The organism is Massilia sp. UBA6681 (assembly GCF_002454935.1).
Taxonomy (GTDB): domain Bacteria; phylum Pseudomonadota; class Gammaproteobacteria; order Burkholderiales; family Burkholderiaceae_D; genus Telluria; species Telluria varians.
This window is the reverse complement of sequence record NZ_DKJX01000056.1, coordinates 59,985-81,266: the sequence shown is the minus strand read 5'-3', so window position 1 is coordinate 81,266 and position 21,282 is coordinate 59,985. Positions and strand designations below refer to the sequence as shown.

At 67.8% G+C, this 21,282-nt stretch carries 21 protein-coding genes; 9 read left to right on the top strand and 12 right to left on the bottom strand.

Annotation, left to right across the window (positions count from 1 at the left end):
- On the top strand, positions 1 to 3,104 hold a 3,104-nt coding region (gene mfd, locus B2R83_RS09535), incomplete at its 5' end, for a transcription-repair coupling factor (protein ID WP_292040473.1).
- Here the strand turns inward: mfd and B2R83_RS09530 are convergent.
- Entirely contained in the window at positions 3,094 to 4,035 is a 942-nt protein-coding gene (locus B2R83_RS09530) for a glycosyltransferase (RefSeq protein WP_292040472.1), read from the bottom strand. The two genes, mfd and B2R83_RS09530, sit on opposite strands and share 11 nt — an antisense overlap.
- A gap of 88 nt (positions 4,036 to 4,123) precedes the next feature.
- A complete protein-coding gene (locus tag B2R83_RS09525) occupies positions 4,124 to 5,434 on the bottom strand; it encodes an HNH endonuclease signature motif containing protein (RefSeq protein WP_292040470.1) in 1,311 nt (436 codons plus the stop codon).
- 230 nt (positions 5,435 to 5,664) lie between these two features.
- Here B2R83_RS09525 and B2R83_RS09520 point away from each other — a divergent pair, with 230 nt between their 5' ends.
- From B2R83_RS09520 to B2R83_RS09510, 3 genes are read left to right on the top strand one after another with little or no spacing between them, the layout of a single operon-like run.
- Positions 5,665 to 6,630 (top strand): LCP family protein, encoded by a 966-nt coding sequence (locus B2R83_RS09520; protein WP_292040467.1) that lies wholly within the window; start codon positions 5,665 to 5,667, stop codon positions 6,628 to 6,630.
- 23 nt (positions 6,631 to 6,653) lie between these two features.
- Positions 6,654 to 7,283, top strand: coding sequence for a hypothetical protein (locus B2R83_RS09515; protein ID WP_292040464.1), 630 nt, complete (start codon positions 6,654 to 6,656; stop codon positions 7,281 to 7,283).
- Position 7,284: 1 nt separating this feature from the next.
- Positions 7,285 to 7,854 (top strand): MazG family protein, encoded by a 570-nt coding sequence (locus B2R83_RS09510; protein WP_292040461.1) that lies wholly within the window; start codon positions 7,285 to 7,287, stop codon positions 7,852 to 7,854.
- Positions 7,855 to 7,878: 24 nt separating this feature from the next.
- On the opposite strand, the gene B2R83_RS09505 is transcribed toward B2R83_RS09510, so the two are convergent.
- Positions 7,879 to 8,130 carry a hypothetical protein gene (locus B2R83_RS09505; RefSeq protein WP_292040459.1) on the bottom strand — a complete coding sequence of 84 codons (252 nt, stop codon included), beginning with the start codon at positions 8,128 to 8,130 and terminating at the stop codon, positions 7,879 to 7,881.
- Between the two features lie 224 nt (positions 8,131 to 8,354).
- On the opposite strand from B2R83_RS09505, the gene prfB reads away from it, so the two are divergent.
- From prfB to B2R83_RS09485, 4 genes are read left to right on the top strand one after another with little or no spacing between them, the layout of a single operon-like run.
- Positions 8,355 to 9,467 (top strand): peptide chain release factor 2, encoded by a 1,113-nt coding sequence (gene prfB / locus B2R83_RS09500; protein ID WP_292040458.1) that lies wholly within the window; start codon positions 8,355 to 8,357, stop codon positions 9,465 to 9,467.
- Between the two features lie 7 nt (positions 9,468 to 9,474).
- Positions 9,475 to 9,903: a coenzyme F420-0:L-glutamate ligase gene (locus B2R83_RS09495; RefSeq protein ID WP_292040456.1), complete on the top strand. Its 429-nt coding sequence runs from the start codon at positions 9,475 to 9,477 to the stop codon at positions 9,901 to 9,903.
- On the top strand, positions 9,900 to 10,988 hold the full coding sequence (galK, locus tag B2R83_RS09490; protein ID WP_292040454.1) for a galactokinase: 1,089 nt from the start codon (positions 9,900 to 9,902) through the stop codon (positions 10,986 to 10,988). The genes B2R83_RS09495 and galK overlap by 4 nt, the downstream gene beginning before the upstream one ends.
- On the top strand, positions 10,985 to 12,811 hold the full coding sequence (locus B2R83_RS09485; protein ID WP_036215478.1) for a glycoside hydrolase family 2 protein: 1,827 nt from the start codon (positions 10,985 to 10,987) through the stop codon (positions 12,809 to 12,811). Before galK ends, B2R83_RS09485 begins: the two co-directional genes overlap by 4 nt.
- 119 nt (positions 12,812 to 12,930) lie before the next feature.
- On the opposite strand, the gene B2R83_RS09480 is transcribed toward B2R83_RS09485, so the two are convergent.
- The 8 genes from B2R83_RS09480 to B2R83_RS09445 all read right to left on the bottom strand — a co-directional run bounded on the left by B2R83_RS09480 (position 12,931) and on the right by B2R83_RS09445 (position 18,601).
- Positions 12,931 to 13,587 (bottom strand): hypothetical protein, encoded by a 657-nt coding sequence (locus tag B2R83_RS09480; RefSeq protein WP_292040452.1) that lies wholly within the window; start codon positions 13,585 to 13,587, stop codon positions 12,931 to 12,933.
- A gap of 161 nt (positions 13,588 to 13,748) precedes the next feature.
- Positions 13,749 to 14,150: a VanZ family protein gene (locus tag B2R83_RS09475; RefSeq protein ID WP_292040450.1), complete on the bottom strand. Its 402-nt coding sequence runs from the start codon at positions 14,148 to 14,150 to the stop codon at positions 13,749 to 13,751.
- A gap of 105 nt (positions 14,151 to 14,255) precedes the next feature.
- On the bottom strand, positions 14,256 to 14,570 hold the full coding sequence (locus B2R83_RS09470) for a hypothetical protein (RefSeq protein ID WP_209588106.1): 315 nt from the start codon (positions 14,568 to 14,570) through the stop codon (positions 14,256 to 14,258).
- A 587-nt stretch (positions 14,571 to 15,157) separates the two neighbouring features.
- Complete coding sequence (locus B2R83_RS09465; protein ID WP_292040446.1) at positions 15,158 to 15,922, bottom strand: SDR family NAD(P)-dependent oxidoreductase; 765 nt, start codon at positions 15,920 to 15,922, stop codon at positions 15,158 to 15,160.
- A gap of 72 nt (positions 15,923 to 15,994) precedes the next feature.
- On the bottom strand, positions 15,995 to 16,540 hold the full coding sequence (locus B2R83_RS09460; protein WP_292040444.1) for a type II CAAX prenyl endopeptidase Rce1 family protein: 546 nt from the start codon (positions 16,538 to 16,540) through the stop codon (positions 15,995 to 15,997).
- 78 nt (positions 16,541 to 16,618) lie between these two features.
- A complete protein-coding gene (locus tag B2R83_RS09455) occupies positions 16,619 to 17,128 on the bottom strand; it encodes a TPM domain-containing protein (RefSeq protein ID WP_209588109.1) in 510 nt (169 codons plus the stop codon).
- Positions 17,128 to 17,976 (bottom strand): TPM domain-containing protein, encoded by an 849-nt coding sequence (locus B2R83_RS09450; RefSeq protein ID WP_292040441.1) that lies wholly within the window; start codon positions 17,974 to 17,976, stop codon positions 17,128 to 17,130. Before B2R83_RS09450 ends, B2R83_RS09455 begins: the two co-directional genes overlap by 1 nt.
- 13 nt (positions 17,977 to 17,989) lie before the next feature.
- Positions 17,990 to 18,601, bottom strand: coding sequence for a LemA family protein (locus B2R83_RS09445; RefSeq protein ID WP_292040439.1), 612 nt, complete (start codon positions 18,599 to 18,601; stop codon positions 17,990 to 17,992).
- 155 nt (positions 18,602 to 18,756) lie between these two features.
- Between B2R83_RS09445 and pyrF the strand changes: the two genes are divergently transcribed.
- A complete protein-coding gene (gene pyrF / locus B2R83_RS09440; protein WP_292040437.1) occupies positions 18,757 to 19,578 on the top strand; it encodes an orotidine-5'-phosphate decarboxylase in 822 nt (273 codons plus the stop codon).
- A gap of 187 nt (positions 19,579 to 19,765) precedes the next feature.
- Here pyrF and sbcB read toward each other — a convergent pair whose 3' ends face one another.
- Positions 19,766 to 21,214, bottom strand: a complete 1,449-nt coding sequence (gene sbcB / locus B2R83_RS09435) for an exodeoxyribonuclease I (RefSeq protein WP_292040434.1) — start codon at positions 21,212 to 21,214, stop codon at positions 19,766 to 19,768.
- Between the last annotated feature and the right edge of the window lie 68 nt (positions 21,215 to 21,282).

Below are 21,282 nucleotides of genomic sequence, written 5' to 3'. Positions count from 1 at the left end.
CGATCCTGCAGCCGCAGGTCAAGGGCCTGGCCGACCTCGAGCCGGTCGAGCTGGTCGCCGGCCAGGACGTCGAGCTCGACGACGTCGTCCGCCGCCTCGCCGGTGCCGCCTACACGCGGGTCGACCTGGTCGAGCGGCGCGGCGAGTTCGCCGTGCGCGGCGGCATCGTGGACGTCTTCCCGCCCACCGAGGACCACCCGCTGCGCATCGAGTTCTGGGGCGACACCGTCGACGAGGTCCGCCGCTTCTCCGTGGCGGACCAGCGCACCCTCGAGCCGGTCGAGCGCCTGTGGGCGCCGCCGTGCCGCGAGCTGCTGTTGACCGACGAGGTCCGCGCGACGGCCGCCCGCTACGCGCAGTCACACCCGTCGATGGCCGAGCTCTTCACGAAGCTAGCCGAGGGCCATGCCGTCGAGGGCATGGAGTCCCTGGCCCCCGTGCTCGCCGGCGAGATGGAGCTGTTCGTCGACCTGCTGCCCGAGGGCTCGATCGTCGTCGAGAACGACCCCGAGCGGATCCGGGCACGAGCCGCCGACCTGTTCGCCACGAGCGAGGAGTTCCTGGCGGCCTCGTGGGCGGCGGCCGCCGACGGCGCCGAGAGCCCCATCGACCTGGGATCGGCCGGGTTCCACGAGCTCGACGACGTCCGCAAGCACGCGGTGACACTCGGGCTGGGCTGGGGCGAGGTCTCGCCCTTCGCGCTCGACGAGTCGCGCGTCGTCGGGGCCGAGCCGGCTCCGCAGTACCGCGGCGACATCGAGGCCGCGCTGGCCGACGTCGTCCGCTGGCGTGAGCAGAAGCGCCACCTCGTCATCGTCGCCCCCGCCCACGGCCAGGCCCAGCGAGCCGTCGAGTGGCTCGCCGAGCACGACGTCCCGGCCACCATCGTCGACCACGCCGACGGCGCGAACGGCGTCGAGCAGGGTGTCGTGCAGGTGGTCTGCGCCGACCTCGTGCACGGCTTCTCGTCCGAGTCCCTGAACCTCGTGGTGCTGACGCACGACGACCTCGTGGGCCAGCGTGCCGCCGAGCGCGTCGACCGGTCCTCGATGCCCGCGCGCCGTCGCCGCCAGATCGATCCCCTCGAGCTGAAGCCGGGCGACGCGGTCGTGCACGAGCAGCACGGCGTCGCGCGCTACGTCGAGCTGGTCAACCGCGTCGTGCACGGCGCGGCCCGCGAGTACCTCGTGCTGGAGTACGCGCCGAGCAAGCGCGGCCAGCCCGCCGACCGCCTGTTCGTGCCGATGGACCAGCTCGACCAGGTCAGCCGGTACGTCGGCGGTGAGTCCCCGAGCCTCGACCGCCTCGGCGGCGGCGACTGGCAGAGCCGCAAGAGCCGTGCCCGCAAGGCCGTCCGGCAGATCGCCGACGAGCTGATCAAGCTCTACGCGGCGCGCCAGTCCACGAAGGGGCACGCGTTCGGTCCGGACACCCCGTGGCAGGCCGAGCTCGAGGACGCCTTCGCGCACATCGAGACCCCCGACCAGCTGGCCACGATCGACGAGGTCAAGCGCGACATGGAGCGCACCGTCCCGATGGACCGGCTCGTGTGCGGCGACGTCGGCTACGGCAAGACCGAGATCGCGGTGCGGGCCGCCTTCAAGGCGATCCAGGACGGCAAGCAGGTCATCCTGCTGGTGCCCACGACGCTGCTGGTGCAGCAGCACTACGCCACGTTCGCCGAGCGCTTCGGCCAGTTCCCGGTCACGATCAAGCCGCTCTCGCGCTTCCAGACCGACAAGGAGTCCAAGGCGACGCTCGCGGGGCTCGCCGACGGCACGATCGACATGGTCATCGGCACGCACCGGCTGCTGCAGCCGGGCGTGAAGATCAAGGACCTGGGCCTGGTCATCATCGACGAGGAGCAGCGGTTCGGCGTCGAGCACAAGGAGGCGCTCAAGCACCTGCGCGCCGCTGTCGACGTGCTGAGCATGTCCGCCACGCCGATCCCGCGCACCCTCGAGATGGCGGTCACGGGCATCCGCGAGATGAGCACGATCGCGACGCCACCGGAGGAGCGCCACCCGGTCCTGTCGTTCGTCGGGCCGTACGAGGACCAGCAGGTCATCGCCGCCATCCGCCGCGAGCTGCTGCGCGAGGGTCAGGTCTTCTACCTGCACAACCGCGTGCAGAGCATGGAGAAGACGGCCGCCCGCATCCGCGAGCTCGTGCCCGAGGCCCGCGTGGCCGTCGCCCACGGCAAGATGGGCGAGCACAAGCTCGAGGAGGTCATGGTCGACTTCTGGGAGAAGCGCTTCGACGTTCTGGTCTGCACCACGATCGTCGAGTCCGGCCTGGACGTCTCGAACGCCAACACGATGATCATCGAGCGCGCCGACACCCTCGGCCTGTCCCAGCTGCACCAGCTGCGGGGCCGCGTCGGCCGCAGCCGCGAGCGTGCGTACGCGTACTTCCTCTACCCGCCGGACAAGCCGCTCACCGAGACGGCGCACGACCGGCTCGTCACGATCGCGCAGCACTCCGAGCTGGGCGGCGGCATGGCCGTCGCGATGAAGGACCTCGAGATCCGCGGAGCGGGCAACCTGCTCGGCGGTGAGCAGTCCGGCCACATCGCCGACGTCGGCTTCGACCTGTACATCCGCCTCGTGGGCGAGGCCGTCGCGGACTTCCGTGGCGACGCCGCCCCCGAGAAGGAGGTCAAGCTCGAGCTGCCGGTCGAGGCGCATCTGCCGCACGACTACGTGCCCAGCGAGCGACTGCGCCTAGAGATGTACAAGCGGCTCGCCGACGTCCGCGCCACGTCCGACATCGACGAGCTGCGCACCGAGCTGCAGGACCGCTACGGCCCGTTGCCGGACGCGGTCGAGGCGTTGCTCGATGTCGCGGCGCTGCGGGTCAAGGTGCGGTCGGCGGGGCTGACCGAGGTGACCTCGGCCGGCGCCAACATCCGGTTCACGCCGGTGGAGCTGAAGGAGTCCGCGAAGCTGCGGATCAACCGGATCTACCCCAAGAGCCTCTACAAGGAGGCCGTCAAGGTGCTGCTCGTGCCGGCTCCTCGCGCCGAGGGCATCGGCGGCAAGCCGCTGCGTGGTCGCGAGCTGCTGGAGTGGGCCGGGCGCGTCGTCGACACGATCACGGGCTGACGGGACGCGCGTACTCCGCGTACGCGTGGCCCCAGGCGCCGGCGGCGATGCCGGCTCCGCGGTAGACCACTCGCAGTCCGTCGGCGTCCCAGCGCAGCGAGCGGGTGGCCTTGCCGACGAGCCACTTCACGGTTCCCATCACGATGCGTCCCGCGCCGCCGGCGGTCAGGCGCAGTCGCGTGGCCAGCCGGGCGGGACCGGGCTCGGTGACCTGGAGCAGGGTGCGGCTCCAGCTGTTGCCCTTGCGGTACGAGCGCCGGAGCACCCATTCACGGGTCATCCGCTGCGGCGGGACGGCGTCGAGCACGAGCGCCTCGGCGCAGAAGCGGAAGCTCAGGCCGCGGTCGCGGGCCTCGTGGCTGAACATCGTGTCCGACCCGCCGCTGAGCCCGTACCGCAGGTCGAACCGCAGCGACTCGCGGTCGAGCAGGCGCTTGTCGAGCAGCAGGTTGTTCGTCGCGACGACGAAGATCTCGGTCCCGGTCGGGGGACACAGCCGGTCGAAGAACCCGCCGGCCAGCAGCCAGGGGTCGGGCTCGCCGGCGAAGTCGGACTCGACCAGGCCCAGGACGCCGAGCGTGCCGGGGTGCGCGAGGAACGTGTCGACCATGAGCCGGAGCCACTCGGTCGTGGGCCGCTCGTCGTCGTCGATGAAGACCAGCAGGTCGGTCGTGCACTCGTCGATCGCGCGGTTGCGGGCGGCGGCGATGCCGGGCGTCGCCTCGACGACGTAGTCGACGACCGTGCCGACGTGCGGCTCGACGATCGCGCGGGCCGAGGCCTCACGGTCGTTGTCGACGACCAGGACCTTGGCCTTGCCGCCGTACCGCTCCGCCTGGTCGACCAGGGCCGGCAGCGTGGCGGCGATGTCGTCCGGGCGCAGGTAGGTCAGCACGGCGATGGTGACGGACGGACTGGCGGTCTCGGACATGGCCGCATGCTACCGACGCCGAGGCGGCTCGAGGGCACGCTTCGACGATCGGGTGAGCCGTGTGGCCGATGGTGTCGACCCATCGGGTTCAGGCGGTGATGAGTTCTCGTTGGCGGGGTCGGTAACGGTGGTTGTGTTGCCAGGTGCCGCGGATCTGGAACTCCGGATGCCGGTCGACGAATCGGATCGGGATGTCGGTCTGGTGGACGTGTCGGTGGTGGTGTCCGCAGAGCAGGACGCCGTTGTCGATGTTGGTGTGTCCGCCGTCGGTCCATCGGGTGGCGTGGTGGCTCTCGCACCAGCCGGGTGGTCGGTCGCAGCCGGGGTAGGCGCAGCCTTGGTCTCGTTGGGCGAGGGCGATGCGTTGTTTCTGGGTGTGGAACCGCTTGGTCCGGCCGACGTCCAGGGGGACTGAGCTTCCGTCGAGGACAGCGGGCAGGATGCCTGCGTTGCAGGCGATCATGCGGAGCTCGCCGGCGCTGATGCTGGTGCCGAACTCGGTGACCCCGGCCCGGTCGGTCTGGCCGCGCAGCGCCTGTTCGTCGATCGTGACGACGAGCGCCGCGTTGACGCCGCCGTGGTTGCCGAACGACTCGGTGGGCAGGTGGCGGATGATCTCGGCGAACGCCTCGCCCGCCTTCTCGGCCGGCGTCAGGTCGCGGCGGTCCTCGACCGGCGTGACGTCGACGCCGGTCTTCTCCGCCTCGGCGAGTGCGCGTTTGCGGGGGCTGGTCTTGGACTCGATCACCGCGCGCAGCATGTCGGCGGTGAGTGCGTCGGTCTTGCCGCCGAACTTGACCAGGCCGGTCTGCTCGTCGGGTCGTCCGACCCAGAACTCACTCAACTGTCGTTGGGCGTGTTCCTCACGTTGGAGGCGCTTGTTCTCGATGTCATCCGCGCGCTTCACGTCGAGCGTCTCGATCGCGCGCTTGGCCTTGCGGGTCAGCTGGTCGGCCGTCATCTCCTGGGCGGCTTCGACCAGCTCGAACTCGACCTGATCACGCTGAGCGGCCGTCAAATCACTGGGCAGGTCGTCCAGCGCGCCGGTGACGATCGCGGCTTTCGCCGTGGACATGCCGGGCTTCGCGAGCGCCTTCTTCACCTGGGGTGCGGTCTCGATTCGGGTGGCCAGCTTGATCTGCTTGGTCGCCTCACGACGGGTGATGCCCGCCCCGTTCGCGACCAGCGCTGTCATGTCGGCATCTCCAGTGGTGCGGTGCGCGTTCTTCGCGTCGGCAGCCGCCAGCAAGGCGAGGTTGAGGGCGTCGGCCTGACGGCGCAGCGACTGCACCGCCGCCGCCTCAGCAGCCAACTGCTCAGGGGAGAGCGAGCCCAGGTCACGCGTGAGCGCAGACGCCAGGAACCGCTGCCCCGACCTGAGCCCACCGATGACGTCCACGAATCCCCCGATTCACTCGAACTGATGTTCGAAGTCTACCGCATTGGGCCCAATGTGACAAGCACCCATTGGTCCAGCGACGGACTGTTCCTGATGTGACCAGTGAGGCCAATGAGGCCCGCGATGACAGTGAAAACAGCCCCTCCGGAGCGCTCCGCGGGTTATCGTCAGCCGTGACCGTTTCGGATGACCTCGAGCCGGCCGCCGCCGAGAGGCCGCGGTGGCGTCGCGTGGGGCGCAGCCTGCTGATCGTGACGGTCATCGTCGTGACGCTGGCGATCCTGGCGGCGCTGGGCACCGACTTCTGGTTGCGCAGCCAGCTCGGCGGCCAGGTCCAGCAGCTGCCGTCCGCGATGCCGGTGGGGGACCGGCCCGACGACGGTCCACAGGACTCGCTCAACATCATGCTGATGGGCAGCGACAAGCGGGCCGACGGCTCCATCGCGGGCCAGCGCAGCGACACGATGATGATCGTCAACATCCCTGCCGACCGCCGCTCGATCGGCTTCGTGAGCATCCCGCGCGACTCGTGGGTGCAGGTGCCGGGGCACGGTCCGGCGAAGATCAACGCCGCCTACTCCTGGGGCGGACCGGCCCTCGCGGTCGAGACGGTCGAGAAGCTCACGCAGGTGCGGATCGACCACGTCGCCGTCATCGACTGGGAGGGGTTCAAGCGCATGATCGACCTCCTCGGCGGCGTGCCGGTCACGATCCCGTTCACTGTGACGGACCCGTACAGCGATCGCACGTGGAAGGCCGGGAAGTACGAGATGGACGGCGAGACCGCGCTGGCGTACGTGCGCCAGCGAGCCGGCCTGCCGCGCGGCGACCTCGACCGCATCGAACGTCAGCAGGCCGTCCTGCGATCCCTCGCCCGCACGACGATGACCCGCTCGACCTTCACCAACCCGAAGCTGCTGTACGACGTGCTCGACGCCGTCACCGCCAACCTCGCGGTCGACGAGGGATGGACGGCGGCGGACATGCGCAACCTCGGCTGGTCCCTGAGGTCGGTCCGATCGAACGACATGGCCTTCACCATCGTCCCGCTGAAGGGACTTGGCATGGAACAGGGTCAGAGCGTCGTCTACCTCGACCGGCCCGAGGGCGAGGACCTCTGGCAGGCGGTCAGGGACGACCGGCTCGCCGACTGGATCGAGGAGACCGGCACGGGGCTTGATGACGTCGTCGACTGATCCGGTGCCGGTACTCTGACGCCATGTCGAAGACCCGCCTCGCCGTTCTCGGGCTCGCCGCGCTGCTGATCGCCGGCTGTGGCCCCGTCCACCCGGGCGCCGCCGCCGTCGTGGACGGCACCCGGATCCCCATGTCCGACGTCGATGACGTCGCCGCCGTCTACTGCGCCGCGTCCCAGTCCGACGGCTCGGCCGGGGCCCAGGCCGGGATCGACTCCGTCGGCCTGCGTCGCCAGGCGATGGCCGACCTGCTCGCCGGCGAGGTGGCCGACCAGATCGCGCGGGAGCGCGACTACGACATCCAGGTCCCCGCCGTGCCCGAGGCGGACCGGGCGCAGCTGGCGGAGATGTTCGGCGACGGACTCGACGACGCGCTTCGCCTGATCGATCGCAACCAGCGCACGTCGGCCATCGTCGCCGAGATGGCCCGCGAGCAGAACCCGCAGGTCCAGGACGAGGAGCAGCTGCTCCAGGCCGGCCAGCAGCTGCTCAGCCAGGCCGTCGCCGACGTCGACATCTCGGTCGACCCGCGCTTCGGCCTGGACCAGACGCTGCAGCAGGTCGCGCAGACCGGATCGCTCTCGGTAGCGGCGATCGACCTGGAGGCCACGGCGGTCGAGGACCGTCCCGCGGCGCTGCAGTGCACCGCCTGACGTGAGCCAGGAGTTCGACCGCCTCGTCGAGGTCATGCGCCGGCTGCGGGCCGAGTGCCCGTGGACGCGCGAGCAGACCCACGCCTCGCTGCGCCGCTACGTCATCGAGGAGGCCTACGAGACGGCCGAGGCGATCGACCTGGCCGACTCGGCACACCTGCGCGAGGAGCTGGGCGACCTGCTGATGCAGGTCGTCATCCACGCCGCGATCGCGGAGTCCGACGACGAGGGATGGACGACCGACGACGTCGTCCGCGAGATCGCCGACAAGCTGGTGCACCGCAACCCGCACGTCTTCGGCGACGTCACCGTCCAGTCGGCGGCCGAGGTCGACGCGAACTGGCAGCGGCTCAAGGCCGAGCGCAAGCAGCGCACCCACCCCACCGAGGGCATCCCCGCCGACCTGCCGGCGCTCATGGCCGCGGACAAGGTCCTCGGTCGCGTCGACCGGCCCGTCGAGGGCGATGAGCTCGGGGACCGATTGCTGCGACTGGTCGAGCAGGCCCGTGCCGAAGGCTTGGACGCCGAGGCCGAGCTGCGCCGGGCCACCCGTCGCCACGCCAACGGCTGATTCCCTCCGGGAAGTCCGTGGTGACTACGCCACGTCGTGCTTCGTCAGGTCGGCCAGGGCGTGGTCCCACGCGGCGTCGTACTCGAACTGGCGGGCCGGCGCGGCCGGTGCCACTCGGGTCAGGACGGCGGCCACGGCCGCCGTCACGACGGCGGCACCCAGTGTCACCACGGAGGTGGTCATCGCGTCCCAGACGGACAGCTGGGGTGCGACGACCACTCCGAGGAACACCAACAGCCCGGTCGCAGCGGTTCCGGTGATGCTATCCACGTTCATACGTTCCGATCTCCCTCAAGTCGGCCCCCCGTGGGGATGATCATGCACCAGCTGTGCAGGTTGTGGGCCAGATCCGCGGAGATTCTGAAAGTATCTGTTTACTCCGGTCGGCACGCCCGGCATTGCAGTGAGAAACGCCTGTCCGTCTCGGGTGCGGGATGTGCGGGAACCGTCCTGCTCTGCTCAGCGAGGCCCGGTCACGGGCGCAGCGGTACTCTCGACGCGTGGCCACCGCGGACTTCCCAGAACAGATCAAGAACCTTGGCGCGACCCTGACGTCGATCGAGAAGGTGCTCGACATCCCTGCCATGCGGGCCGAGATCGCCGAGCTGCAGGAGCAGGTGGGCGCCCCCGACCTGTGGGACGACCAGGCGAACGCCCAGCGCGTCACCGGCCGCCTCTCGGTGCTGCAGGCCGAGATCGAGCGCGTGACGACGCTGCGCCAGCGACTCGACGACGCCGAGCTGCTCATCGAGATGGCCGCCGAGGAAGGCGACGCCGAGTCCACCGCCGAGGCCGAGGCCGAGATCACCCGGCTAGCGGCATCGATCGACAGCCTCGAGGTCCGCACGCTGCTGTCCGGCGAGTACGACGAGCGCGAGGCCCTCGTCACGATCCGCTCCGGCGCCGGCGGCGTCGACGCCGCGGACTTCGCCCTGATGCTCCAGCGCATGTACATCCGCTGGGCCGAGCGGCACAAGTACCCCGTCGACGTCTACGACACCAGCTACGCCGAGGAGGCGGGCCTGAAGTCGACGACGTTCGCGATCCGCGCCCCGTACGCCTACGGAACGCTGTCCGTCGAGGCCGGCACCCACCGACTCGTGCGGATCAGCCCCTTCGACAACCAGGGCCGCCGCCAGACCTCGTTCGCCGCGGTCGAGGTCGTGCCGGTGCTCGAGGCGACCGACAACATCGAGATCCCCGAGGACGAGGTCCGCGTCGACGTCTACCGGTCCAGCGGACCCGGCGGCCAGAGCGTCAACACGACCGACTCGGCGGTGCGCCTGACCCACATCCCGACCGGCGTGGTCGTCAGCTGCCAGAACGAGAAGAGCCAGCTGCAGAACAAGGCCAGCGCCATGGTCATCCTCAAGGCCAAGCTGCTCGCGCTGAAGAAGGCCGAGGAGCGTGCCCACCTCGACGAGCTGCGCGGTGACGTGCAGGCGTCCTGGGGCGACCAGATGCGCAACTACGTGCTCAACCCGTACCAGCTGGTGAAGGACCTGCGCACCGAGTACGAGACGGGCAACACGCAGTCGGTGCTCGACGGCGAGATCGACGAGTTCATCGAGGCCGGCATCCGCTGGCGGCGGAACCAGACCACCGCGGCCTGATCACCCGATGCTGACGGTCTCCGGGATCGCGGGACTGCCCGAGATCCATGAGGGCGACGACCTCGCCGCCCTGGTCCTCGAGCGAGCCTCGTTGTCCGACGGCGACATCGTCGTCGTCACCTCCAAGATCGTGTCCAAGGCCGAGGGCCGGCTCGTGGCTGCCGCCGACCGCGAGGCGGCGATCCGCGAACACCACCAGGGCGGCATCACCGGCTACCGGGCGCGCGAAGTCGTCACCGGCCCCACCACCGCGACCCTGCTGGAAGAGGGCATGGCGTTCGCATTCAACCCGAGCTTCGCGGGCCTGAAAATCGAAGACACTTTCCTGCTCGGCCCTGACGGGCTCGAGAATCTCACGTTCGACCCCGGCTGGCCGGCGGCGGACGTACATGGCCGCAAGCGGCCCCTTTGGCTGGAGGCGCAAGCATCATCATGACGAACACCGACACCTTCTTCGGCGGCGCGCCGGAGGTGAACGCGTCGGCGCCCGGACGCGTCAACCTGCTGGGCGAGCATACCGACTACAACGACGGCTTCATGCTGCCGGTGGCGACCCCGCAGCGCACCCTGGTGGCGATGAGCCGCAGCGGCGACGACCACTTTCACTTCTATTCGCCGACTTTCGACAACACCGTCACCTTCGCGCAGGGCGGCAGCGCGCCGCAGGGCTACGGCAGCTACATCGAGGGCTGCATCCGGCTGGTGCAGGCCGAAGGCGTGGAAGTGCCGCCGCTGCGCGTCTATATCACCACCGACCTGCCGGTCGGCTCGGGCCTGTCCTCGTCCGCCGCGCTCGAGGTGGCCACCCTGCGGGCCATGCGGGCGCTGCTCGGCTTCGAGCTCGACGACGTCAAGCTGGCCCGCATCGCCCAGCGCGCCGAGATCGAATTCGCGCACGTGAACTGCGGGATCATGGACCAGATGGCGTCCAGCCTGGCCGACGAAACGAACATGCTGTTCATCGACGCGCGCACGCTGGAACACCGCCTGGTCAAGATGCCGCCCGACACAGAGCTGATCGTGGTCGACTCCGGGGTGGCGCGCAAGCTCGCGGCCAGCAAGTACAACGAACGGCGCGCCGAGTGCGAAGAGGCCTCGCGCAAGCTTGGCGTGCAGGCCCTGCGCGACGTCACCGACCCATCGTCCGTCGAAAGCCTGCCCTCGCCGATGCGCGAGCGGGCCCGCCACGTGGTGCAGGAAAACCTGCGCGTGCTGGAAGCGGCTGGCGGCGTGAGCGCCGAGCGTTTCGGCGAACTGATGAACGCGTCGCATGTCAGCCTGCGCGACGACTACGAAGTTTCAATCCCCGAGCTGGACGAGCTGTGCGAGCACCTGCGTGCGGCGCCCGGCGTGCTCGGGGCACGCCTCACCGGCGCCGGCTTCGGCGGCGCCTGTGTGGCGCTGTGCCGGGCAGGTCAGGCACAGCAAGCGGCCGCCGCCGCGCTGGCGGCCTACAACAAGAACGGACGACAGGGCCGGATCCTGATTCCGGTTCCGACTGACCAGAAAGGACAACAATGAATCAGTTTGAATATCCCCGTCCCCAATTGGTGCGCGACAACTGGATTAACCTCAACGGGAAATGGCGCTTCACCTTCGACGACGAGCTGCGCTATGCGAAACCGGAAGACGTTGCCGAGTGGACCCATGAAATCAACGTGCCCTTCGCGGTCGAGACCGAACTGAGCGGTATTCAGGACACCGGTTTCCATACCGCCGTCTGGTACCAGCGCGAGTTCGAGCTGGCGCCCAATGACAAGCGCACCATCCTGCACTTTGGCGCGGTCGACTACTCGGCGCGGGTGTGGGTGAACGGCCGCCTGGTGGCCGAGCACGAGGGCGGCCATACGCCTTTCCAGGCCGACATCACCGACGTCATGAATGCGGACGGCAAGCAGGTGGTGACCGTGTTCGTCGAGGACGATCCGGCCGACCTGGCCAAGCCGCGCGGCAAGCAGGACTGGCTGCTGGAACCGCACTCGATCTGGTATCCGCGCACCACCGGCATCTGGCAGACGGTCTGGGTCGAGCAGGTCGAGGACACCTACATCGCCTCGCTGCGCTGGACCCCGATCTTCGAGACCTACGAGATCGGCTGCGAGGTGTTCGCCACCGGCCACACCCACCAGGAGCTGTTTGTCGAGGTCAAGATCTGGCATGGCGAGCAGTTGCTGGCGGACGATTACTACAAGCTGCTGCAGGGCGAAGCGAACCGCAAGATCGCGCTGTCCGACCCCGGCATCGACGATTCGCGCAACGAGATCCTCTGGAGCCCGGAGCGACCGACCCTGCTGGATGCCGAAGTGACCCTGCGTTGCGGCGACCGGGTGCTCGACCGCATCCGTTCGTACACGGCGCTGCGCTCGGTCTCGATCAACCGCGACCGCTTCATGCTCAACGGCCGTCCCTACCAGCTGCGCCTGGTGCTCGACCAGGGCTACTGGCCCGAGTCCTTCATGACGGCGCCGTCCGACCAGCACCTGAAGCGCGACGTCGAACTGGTCAAGCTGATGGGCTTCAACGGCGTGCGCAAGCACCAGAAGATCGAGGACCCGCGCTTCCTGTACTGGGCCGACAAGCTGGGCCTGCTGGTGTGGGAAGAGATGCCCTCGGCCTACCGCTTCAGCTCGCGCGCCATCAGCCGCATGGTGAGCGAATGGACCGAAGCGATCCAGCGCGACTACAGCCACCCCTGCATCATCGTGTGGGTCGCGTTCAACGAATCCTGGGGCGTGCCGAACCTCACGCTCACCCAGGCGCACCGCAACGCGGTCGAGGCCTTGTACCACCTGACCCGCACGCTCGACTCGACCCGGCCGGTGATCGGTAACGACGGCTGGGAAGCCTCGGCCACCGACATTCTCGGCATCCACGACTACGACTGCGACCCGGAGAAGCTGCAGGCGCGCTACGCGGTCACCGATCCGGTGCGCACCCTGTTCGACCAGCGGCGTCCGGGCGGCCGCATCCTGACCCTGGACGGCTTCCCGCACCGTGGCCAGCCGATCGTGCTGACCGAGTTCGGCGGCATCGCCTACGATCCGACCCAGGATCCGGACGCGGACAAGACCACCTGGGGCTATTCGCGCGCGCACACGGCCGAGAGCTACCTGTCGCTGTACCGCGATCTCCTGAGGGTAGTCAACGAGACCTTCATGTTCAGCGGCTTCTGCTACACGCAGTTCACCGACACCTTCCAGGAAGCCAACGGCCTGCTCAACGCGGACCGCACGCCGAAGCTGCCGCTGGAGGTGATCAGCGCCGCCACCCGCAACGTGGCGCTGCAGCGCAAGGAGGTCGAAGCGGAAGGCGACGGCATCCCCGGTGGAACCGGCATGCCGTAAGCGCACGCGCAAGCGATAGAGACGCGCACCGGTGACGGTGCGCGTTTTTTTTCGTGTGGCAGGGGGCGGTGGGAACGCTGCAGCAAGTCGGTGCCGCAGCGCGCTCGGAGCGGGGCTGCTTAGCGCTGGATGACGCCGCTGGTGACGTTCACGCGGTCGCCGCTGCGGAAGTCGGGCGTGCTGGCATGGTTGACGACCTGGGTGCTGCCGTCGTCCATGCGCACCGTGACGCGGTAGCTGTTGGCGCCGCTGGCTCCGGCTGCGCCGCTCGATCCGGTGCTGCCGGCCGTGCCCGAGCTGCCCGAGCTCATGCTTTCGCTCGGGACGACCTCGATGGCAAGCACCGTGCTGTTGGGTGCGGCGCTGCCGGCGGCCGAGGTGCCGGCGGCTGCCGACGAGCCGGACGAGCCGGTGCTGCCCGATGCGCCGCTGCTGCCGGACTGGTTCCAGCCCGAGGAACCGCTGGTGCCCGAGGTGCCAGAGCTGCCCGAGGTGCCGGTGCCGGTGCCCATGGTGCTCTGGCTGCTCGAGCTGCCGCTGCTGCCGGTGGGGTTGCCGGAGGCGTCGGTGGCGCTGCCGGAGCCGTAGCTGCTGGAGCCGCCGGTGCCGGTCGCACCGGAGGTGCCGCTCGAACCGCCCGTGGTAGTGCCGCTGCTGCTGGTGCCGCTCGTGCCACTAGATGCGTCGCCGCCGCCGCGCATGCCGGCACACCCGGCCAGGCCCAGCGATACAGCCAGCAAGCCCGCCAGGAGCATGCTCTGGTGTTTTTGCTTCATGGTCAACTCCTTATGGTGGATGTTCAATCGGATGCGTGACGATGCCACGTGCCACTGGAGTGAGAGGGGGGAAGCGCGTCAGCGTTCCAGCTGACTCGGGTTGAGCCTGAGCTGTATCAAGGTGCCCACGAGGCTGGTGGATTTTTTTGCGGTGCGGAAGGTCAGCGTTGGCGCACGCTGCCGTGCTGCGGCACGATCACCGCCAGCAGGGTGCTGGTCAGCAGCGCTGCGCTCACGTCGACCATCCAGTCGCGCACGTCGCCGCTGCGGTAGGGCAGGAAGCTCTGCACCAGCTCGTCGCCGGCGCCCATCAGGGCGATCGCCAGTAGTGCCTTGGCGGCGCGCACGGGACCGCTTCCGGTGCTGCCGAAGAACCACAGCATGGTCAGGAAGGCGTAGGTCAGGCCGTGCAGCACCACGCCGGGCGCGAATTCGCCCACTTCGGCGCGCGCCCCCGGGATCGATCCGGCAACGACGATGCCCGCGAACAGGACGAGGGCGGTCTTGATGCGGGCGGAGCGCAGGCGGGGATCGAGCAACAGGAAGGACAGGAAAGCGGGCATGACGACGAAACGCTGGCAAAAGCGAACGATATCACAGCACTTGTCTTTCCTGTCGCACCGACCGGCTCGACGCACCGGTCGCCGGCATTCCGGCGGGTTGCCCCTTCAGATCGTCAGCGCGGGGGCGCCGTTCGTATAGTGGGCGTCGAAACAGCTTTCGCAGTCGGCGCAGAAAAGGTGTGCCATGCGGACGCTGTTCTGCCGCAGCACGAGCTTGAGGTGGGTGTGCTGGCACTTGGGACAGATTTCGCGCACGCTGCCGAAAGTCAGCAGGTTCAGCGGGGCGCTGTCACCGTCGAGCTGGTCGATGACGGCCAGGGGATTCAATTCGCTCAGCACCAGGTTGCCGTCGGTATGGTGGCGGCGGCAGGCGCTTGCTTCAGGCGGATGCGCGTAGTTCTCGGATACACGTAGATTCATAGGACAAGCTCCCATTATCGTGTTGTCTCCACAAGCCTGCGCAGCAGGGAAACGCAGGGCGGGAGCTTCATCATAGCGAAATCCTGCAGGGCTTCAAGCCCAGCGGGGCGATTTTTATGATTGTGTTGCCGATGTGAAGAAAAAAATGCCCGTCAGGAACTGACGGGCACAACCCAAGATCGGGCCAAGAGACGTAAATCGGTTGGTGTGTTGCACGCCTGGTGCAGCACACCTGCTGCCATCACGCATATCGGTTGCGTGTATCGCAGGTGATTCAAAGTATACGGGTTGAATGTGACCACGCTATGACAGTGATCAAACGTGAACCGAGACGACCGAACTGTTCCGGATGTCCGTGATCTCAACAATATCGCGCAGGACGCGCCGATCGGGTGCCCAGTAACCGTAAGCGATGTACGGGCAAAAAAAAGCCCGCTAGAGGCGGGCTTAAAACTATTTTCTTGGAGGAGAATAGTGGAGACAGGTGAGATTATGCTGCGCCGCCAAATATACGTCCAATTTAGAATACGGATACCAGACATTGATATTTCTAATATCTGTTTCATCAAGATGCCGGCGCGGCACACTTATTCGCGCACGGGTACCGTGTAGTTCAGTGCCATGCGGCCACCGTCCGCGTACAGGGTCTGGCCCGTGATGTAAGAAGCGTCGTCGCTTGCCAGGAAGGCGCAGATGGCCGCGACTTCCTCGGGCTCGCCGCAGCGTCCGAGCGGCGTGCGCGACAGGATCGTGTGGCGCGCTTCCGGGCTGCCGAGCACCGCTTTCTTTGCCAGTTCGGTCAGAATCGTGCCAGGGCCGATGGCGTTGACGCGAATGCCGTGCTCGGCCAGGCTGATCGCGGCCACGCGCGTCAGCTGGTTGACGCCGCCTTTCGAGACCACATACGGCACCTGGGTCGGGATGGTCAGCTCGGCATTGACGCTGGACATATTGATGATGCAGCCCGTCTGGCGTTTTACCATCTCGCGCGCCGCCGCCTGGCTGCACAGGAACATCGATTTCAGGTTGATGCGCAGCACGCGGTCGAAGTCTTCCTCCGCCAGCTCGAGGAAGTCCGCCGCATGCGTGACGCCGGCATTGTTGACGAGGATGTCGACCTGTCCGAATGCCTCCAGGGTGGCGCCGATCATCGCATCGACATCGGCCTTCAGGCTGACGTCGGCCTGGTGGAAGCGGGCGGCTTCCCCGAGCCTGGCTGCGGCATCCCGGCCTTCGAGGCGGATGTCGACGAGCATGACGCGTGCGCCTTCCTGCACCAGGCGCGTGGCGCAGGCCAGGCCGATGCCCTGGCTGGCGCCCGTTACGATGGCTGTCTTGTTGGCTAGTCTCATGGCGGCATCCTTGCTTGTAAAGCCGTCATTGTATCCAGCCCGCGGACGGCGCCGGCGTTTTGCCGCTGCTGCCTATGGCCATTCCGGAAACAGGGGCTTGACGATGAACAGGACCGTTCCGTTCTGCACGGCGTGTGCCGTCGCCGCAGCCAGGGCGGCCGGCGCGATGCCGGCCCAGCGCATGTTCACGTAGGCGCAGGCGAAGATCATCCCGCCGAAGAAGGTCGTCGTCCCGTGGGCGAGCCCGCCATTCACGTAGTGGCCGTAGGCGAACACCAGCGCGCTCAGCAGGACACAAGCGACGGGTGGTGCGCCGAGGCGGTGCGCGGCTTCAATCGGCAGGACCTGGCCGAGCATGGTTTCAATGATGGGGGCATAGACGACGGCCGCCAGGAAGATGCCGACCGGGGTGAGCCGGGCGAGACCGGCAGCAGCGGAATGGCCCCATAGCTCCGGAGGGAGAAACTGCAGCACGAGCGCGGACACACAGAGTGCGCACAACGTTCCCGCAAGGCCCAGGCATGTACCCAGCGCAAGCGCACTGCGGTAGCGCCGACGCTCGAGGCTGGCGCGCCAGCAAGCCATTCGTGGCGGGATGGTCGTGATCCGGTGGGCCATGGGGCGCTGCATGAAGTGCGTGGGTGCCCATGATAAGTCCGCGCCGTCGTCGGCGACAGCGCGGCATCAAAAGAATGCTCAGAGCATCAGCGGCTTGTCCGGCAATTCGTTGGCGCGGCTGCCGTTGGCCGGGAAGTGCTGGCGCAGCAGCTCGTTGACCTGCCCAATGGCGGCCAGGGTCGCGTCGTGGAAGCTGCCTTGCCTGAAGCCGTCCGTCATGGTGCGGCACACTCCCTGCCAGGTAGCGCTGTCGATCTTGCGGTCGATGCCGCGGTCGGCCACGATGTCCACCTTGTGCTCGGCCAGGTTGATGTAGATGAGCACACCGCAATTGTCCTCGGTGTCCCACACGCCGTAGTCGGCGAACAGGGCCAGTGCGCGCTGGCGGTTGCTGACGCCGTCCCAGGCGTCGTCGAAGGGCAGGCCCTTTTCGACGATCAGCCGCACTTCGCCGCGGTGGGTCTGCTCGCCGGCGGTAATCGCCTCGCTGATCGCGCTGAGCGTGGTTTCCGGGAAGGCGCGCTTGGCCTCGCCGTCGCTGCTGCGCAGGTGGCGCCAGGCGCGTTTGATGCGTTGCTTGAATCCCATTACCAGTCTCCCGAGGCGCCGCCGCCGTCGAAGCTGCCCCCGCCGCCGGAAAATCCGCCGCCACCGAATCCGCCGCCGCCTAAGCCGCCGCCGCGTCCCATGCCGCTCATGATGTTACCGAGGATGATGCCGGTCGCGACATCGCCCAGGCCGCTGCTGCGACGGTGGCCCCAGTGGTGCGGCGAGAGCCGGCTGCGGCGCGGACGGAAGATCGAACGCAGCAGGAAAAAGCCGATCAGCAGAGGAATGATGCCGAACAGCGAAAATCCGGCGCCGCTGTCGACCTGCACTTCACGCTGTGGCGCCGGCTGCTGCGCCGGGGCAGGGAAGCTTTCCTTGTTCAGCAGCGTCGCGATGGCGCCGACGCCGGCCACCAGGCCTTCGTAATAATGGTTCTGGCGGAAGTGCGGTGCGATCACGTCTTGCAGGATGCGTTTCGACTGGGCGTCCGTCAGCACGCCCTGCACGCCGCGCCCGGCCTCGATGCGCAGCCGGCGCAGCGAACTCGGGTTATCGCGCGCCACCATCAGCAGCACGCCGTCGTCGATGCCCTTGCGGCCCAGCTTCCAGGCGTCGGTGACGCGGATGCTGAACTGCTCGATCGCTTCGGGTTCGGTCGATTTGACCAGCAGCACCGCGATCTGGCTTCCGGTGCGCGCCTCGTAGTCGGCCAGCACCGCCGTGAGCCGTTCGCGCTGGCTGGCGTCGAGCATGCCGGCTTCGTCGACCACGCGCCCGCTCAGCGCGGGCACCGGCTTGAGCTGGGCGAAGGCGGGTGCTGCAAGCACAAAGGCCAGCAGCAGGGCCCACAGGCAACGAAGGAAACCGGCTCCGGTCGGCGCGTGCATCGCTGTGTGCCGCTTATTTACCAAAATCGACCGTCGGCGCCGTCGAGATCGCCTTTTCGTTCTCGACCGTGAACGAGGGCTTGGTCTCGTAGCCGAACACCATCGCCGTCAGGTTGGTCGGGAACTTGCGCACGGTGACGTTATAGTCCTGCACCGAGGCGATGTAGCGCTGGCGTGCGACCGTGATGCGGTTTTCGGTGCCTTCCAGCTGCGACTGCAGGTCGCGGAAACTGGCGTCGGCCTTCAGGTCCGGGTACTTCTCGGCCACGACCATCAGGCGCGACAGCGCGCCGGACAGCTCGCCCTGCACTTGCTGGAACTTGTTGAACGCGGCCGGGTCGTTCAAGACTTCCGGCGTGATCTGGAAGCTGGTCGCGGCGGCACGGGCCCGGGTCACGGCCTCGAGCGTCTCGCGCTCGTGCGAGGCATAGCCCTTGACGGTGTTGACCAGGTTCGGGATCAGGTCGGCGCGGCGCTGGTACTGGTTGACCACCTCGCCCCAGGCGGCGATGGTTGCCTCGTCCTTGGTCTGGAACTCGTTGTAGCCGCAGCCGGACAGCAGTGTACCGGTCAGGACGGCCACGGCCAGGGTTCGGGTCCAGCGCGAGAAGAGGGTAGATGTCATGATCATTCCATGGCAGGTTGTCGAATGGTCAAAATATACATGATGTAAAGATATTTTGGCGCATCGTCCGGGGCCAAACCCGGGCTGCACCCGTCCAGCGCCACGGCTGGCGGTACAATATTGGGTTCGCAATCACTGACAAACAAGAGGCCCGGATGACTTTCATCGACAAACTTTCCGCAGCATGGACCCGCAACAACTCCCTGCTGTGCGTCGGGCTCGACCCGGACCTGGCGCGTTTCCCCGCGCACCTGCAAGGCCAGCCGGACGGCATCGTCCAGTTCTGCAAGGCGATCATCGACGCGACCGCCGACCTGGCCTGCGCTTTCAAGCCGCAGATCGCCTACTTCGCGGCGCTGGGCGCCGAAGCGCAGCTGGAGGAAATCTGCCGCTACCTGCGCGAGCGCTACCCGGACATTCCGCTGGTGCTGGATGCCAAGCGCGGCGACATCGGCGCCACCGCGCACCAGTACGCGCGCGAAGCCTTCGAGCGCTACGGCGCCGATGCGGTGACGGTCAGCCCCTACATGGGCTTCGACTCGGTCGAGCCTTACCTGGCGTGGGCCGACCGCGGCGTGATCGTGCTGTGCCGGACCTCGAATGCGGGCGGCTCGGACCTGCAGTTCCTGGACGTGGGCGGACGCCCGCTGTACCAGCACGTGGCCCAGCTGGTGGCCGAGAAGTGGAACCGCAACGGCCAGCTGGCGCTGGTGGTGGGGGCGACCTTCCCGGAAGAGATCGCGCAGGTGCGCAAGCTGGTGGGCGACATGCCGCTCCTGATCCCGGGTGTGGGCGCGCAGGGCGGGGACGTGGAAGCGACCGTGCAGGCGGGGCGTACGGCGGGTGGAACCGGGATGATGATCAACTCCTCGCGCGCGATTCTGTATGCGGCGCCGCAGGCGGGGGAAGATTTCGTCGCTGCGGCAAGGCGGGTGGCCACCGAGACGCGCGACGCGATCAATGCGGCGCGGGGGTAAGGAGGCGCTGGTGGTTTGCTGAGACTTGGGTTCCGGCCTTCGCCGGAACGACGTTCTACAGCCAACACGCGAAATACGTTAGCTTTGTTCTACCGTTATTCTTAAAACCGCCGTCCCGGCGCAGGCCGGGACCCAAGTTCGTGCCGCAGCCGCTAACGCATCCAAGCGCGCAGCGCGAACAAAAAACTCAATACCTGCTCGGCGCAATCGTCTCCGCATAGTCGTACAAGGCGCCGAGGATCTCCTCCGCGCGCTCGTCCGCGTTCTCGGACAGGGTGTCGATTTCCATGAACAGCTGGTCGACGGTGCGCGCCCCCGCAGCGCCCTCGAACAGCCGCGCCGCCCGGTGCGCCTCCCACAGTTCGCGTTCGTCTTCCGACAGGGTGTCGGGGAAGTTGCGTGCGCGGTAGCGGAAGAACAGCTCGCCCAGGCGCTCGTCCTCGAACGAGGGCCGCATGCCGGCCAGCGCCTGCGGCTTTTCGTGGCGCAGCGACTCCAGCTTGCGGCGGTCGCCGTTGCCGACAAAACCGCCGTACAAGTCCTCGTCGACGTCCACCACGCCGCCCGCGGGCGGCTTCTTGAACACCTCGGCCCAGACCGCGCTCATGTTGCGTCCGCCCGCAGCCAGCGCCGCATGGGCGCGCGCCTGCTCGACGTCGATGTTCCAGCGCGCCGCCATGGCGGGTTGCAGGGTCTTGAGGTTCCCGACCAGCATCGGTGACTTGTTCAGGTGCACGCTCTTGATCGGCAGGCGCGTCATCCCTTCCGGCATCTCGGCGCTGCGGGTGAACAGGCGGGTGCGGATCGTCTCGACGTCGAGCTCGAACAGCTCGGACGGGTCGTGGCGGCAATCCCAGACCAGGATCTCGTTCTTGTTGGTCGGGTGCTGGGCCAGCGGCCAGACCAGGCCCAGGCAGCCGTGCTCGACCGGGAACATGCCGGACACGTGCAGGAAGGGCTGGCGCTGGCCCGGGTCGAGGTGCAGGCCCATCTCGGCGGCCACCCGCTCCTTGCGGCGCAGTTCCAGGCAGAAGTCGAACAGCTTGGGCTGCTTCGAGCGGATGAGGCAGGCGAGGGCAATGGTGGCGCGCACGTCCGACAGCGCGTCGTGGGCCGCATCGTGGACCAGGCCGTTGGCTTTGCTCAGGTCTTCCAGGCGGAAGCTCGGCTTGCCGTCTTCCTTGCGCGGCCACTCGATGCCGTCCGGGCGCAATGCGTAGGTCATGCGCACCACGTCCAGCAGGTCCCAGCGGCCGCAGCCGTTTTGCCACTCGCGCGCGTATGGGTCGATCAGGTTGCGCCAGAACAGGTGACGCGTGACTTCGTCGTCGAAACGGATCGTGTTGTAGCCGACGCCGATGGTGCCGGGCTCGCTGAAGGCGGCTTCGATCTGGCGGGCGAATTCGTGTTCCGGCACGCCATGTTCCAGGCAGTGCTGCGGGGTGATGCCGGTGATCAGGCAGGATTGCGGGTCGGGCAGGAAGTCTGGCGCCGGCTGGCAGTACAGCATGATCGGCTCGCCGATCTCGTTCAGCTCGGCATCGGTGCGGATGGCGGCGAACTGGGCCGGGCGGTCGCGGCGCGGGGTCGCGCCGAAGGTTTCATAGTCGTGCCAGAGGAAGGTATGCGTGCTCATCTATTGCTCAGGTATTGTTCTTGTGTCGCCGTCGGGGCGGGCAGGCGCCATGGTGGCACAGAATCGGC

Excerpts from the sequence above, each read along its gene's own strand:
- B2R83_RS09530 (WP_292040472.1), bottom strand. The coding sequence starts at position 4,035 with ATGTCCGAGACCGCCAGTCCGTCCGTCACCATCGCCGTGCTGACCTAC.
- B2R83_RS09515 (WP_292040464.1), top strand. The coding sequence starts at position 6,654 with ATGTCGAAGACCCGCCTCGCCGTTCTCGGGCTCGCCGCGCTGCTGATC.
- B2R83_RS09505 (WP_292040459.1), bottom strand. The coding sequence starts at position 8,130 with ATGAACGTGGATAGCATCACCGGAACCGCTGCGACCGGGCTGTTGGTG.
- B2R83_RS09495 (WP_292040456.1), top strand. The coding sequence starts at position 9,475 with ATGCTGACGGTCTCCGGGATCGCGGGACTGCCCGAGATCCATGAGGGC.
- galK (WP_292040454.1), top strand. The coding sequence starts at position 9,900 with ATGACGAACACCGACACCTTCTTCGGCGGCGCGCCGGAGGTGAACGCG.
- B2R83_RS09485 (WP_036215478.1), top strand. The coding sequence starts at position 10,985 with ATGAATCAGTTTGAATATCCCCGTCCCCAATTGGTGCGCGACAACTGG.
- B2R83_RS09480 (WP_292040452.1), bottom strand. The coding sequence starts at position 13,587 with ATGAAGCAAAAACACCAGAGCATGCTCCTGGCGGGCTTGCTGGCTGTA.
- B2R83_RS09475 (WP_292040450.1), bottom strand. The coding sequence starts at position 14,150 with ATGCCCGCTTTCCTGTCCTTCCTGTTGCTCGATCCCCGCCTGCGCTCC.
- B2R83_RS09470 (WP_209588106.1), bottom strand. The coding sequence starts at position 14,570 with ATGAATCTACGTGTATCCGAGAACTACGCGCATCCGCCTGAAGCAAGC.
- B2R83_RS09465 (WP_292040446.1), bottom strand. The coding sequence starts at position 15,922 with ATGAGACTAGCCAACAAGACAGCCATCGTAACGGGCGCCAGCCAGGGC.
- B2R83_RS09460 (WP_292040444.1), bottom strand. The coding sequence starts at position 16,540 with ATGGCCCACCGGATCACGACCATCCCGCCACGAATGGCTTGCTGGCGC.
- B2R83_RS09455 (WP_209588109.1), bottom strand. The coding sequence starts at position 17,128 with ATGGGATTCAAGCAACGCATCAAACGCGCCTGGCGCCACCTGCGCAGC.
- B2R83_RS09450 (WP_292040441.1), bottom strand. The coding sequence starts at position 17,976 with ATGCACGCGCCGACCGGAGCCGGTTTCCTTCGTTGCCTGTGGGCCCTG.
- B2R83_RS09445 (WP_292040439.1), bottom strand. The coding sequence starts at position 18,601 with ATGACATCTACCCTCTTCTCGCGCTGGACCCGAACCCTGGCCGTGGCC.
- pyrF (WP_292040437.1), top strand. The coding sequence starts at position 18,757 with ATGACTTTCATCGACAAACTTTCCGCAGCATGGACCCGCAACAACTCC.
- sbcB (WP_292040434.1), bottom strand. The coding sequence starts at position 21,214 with ATGAGCACGCATACCTTCCTCTGGCACGACTATGAAACCTTCGGCGCG.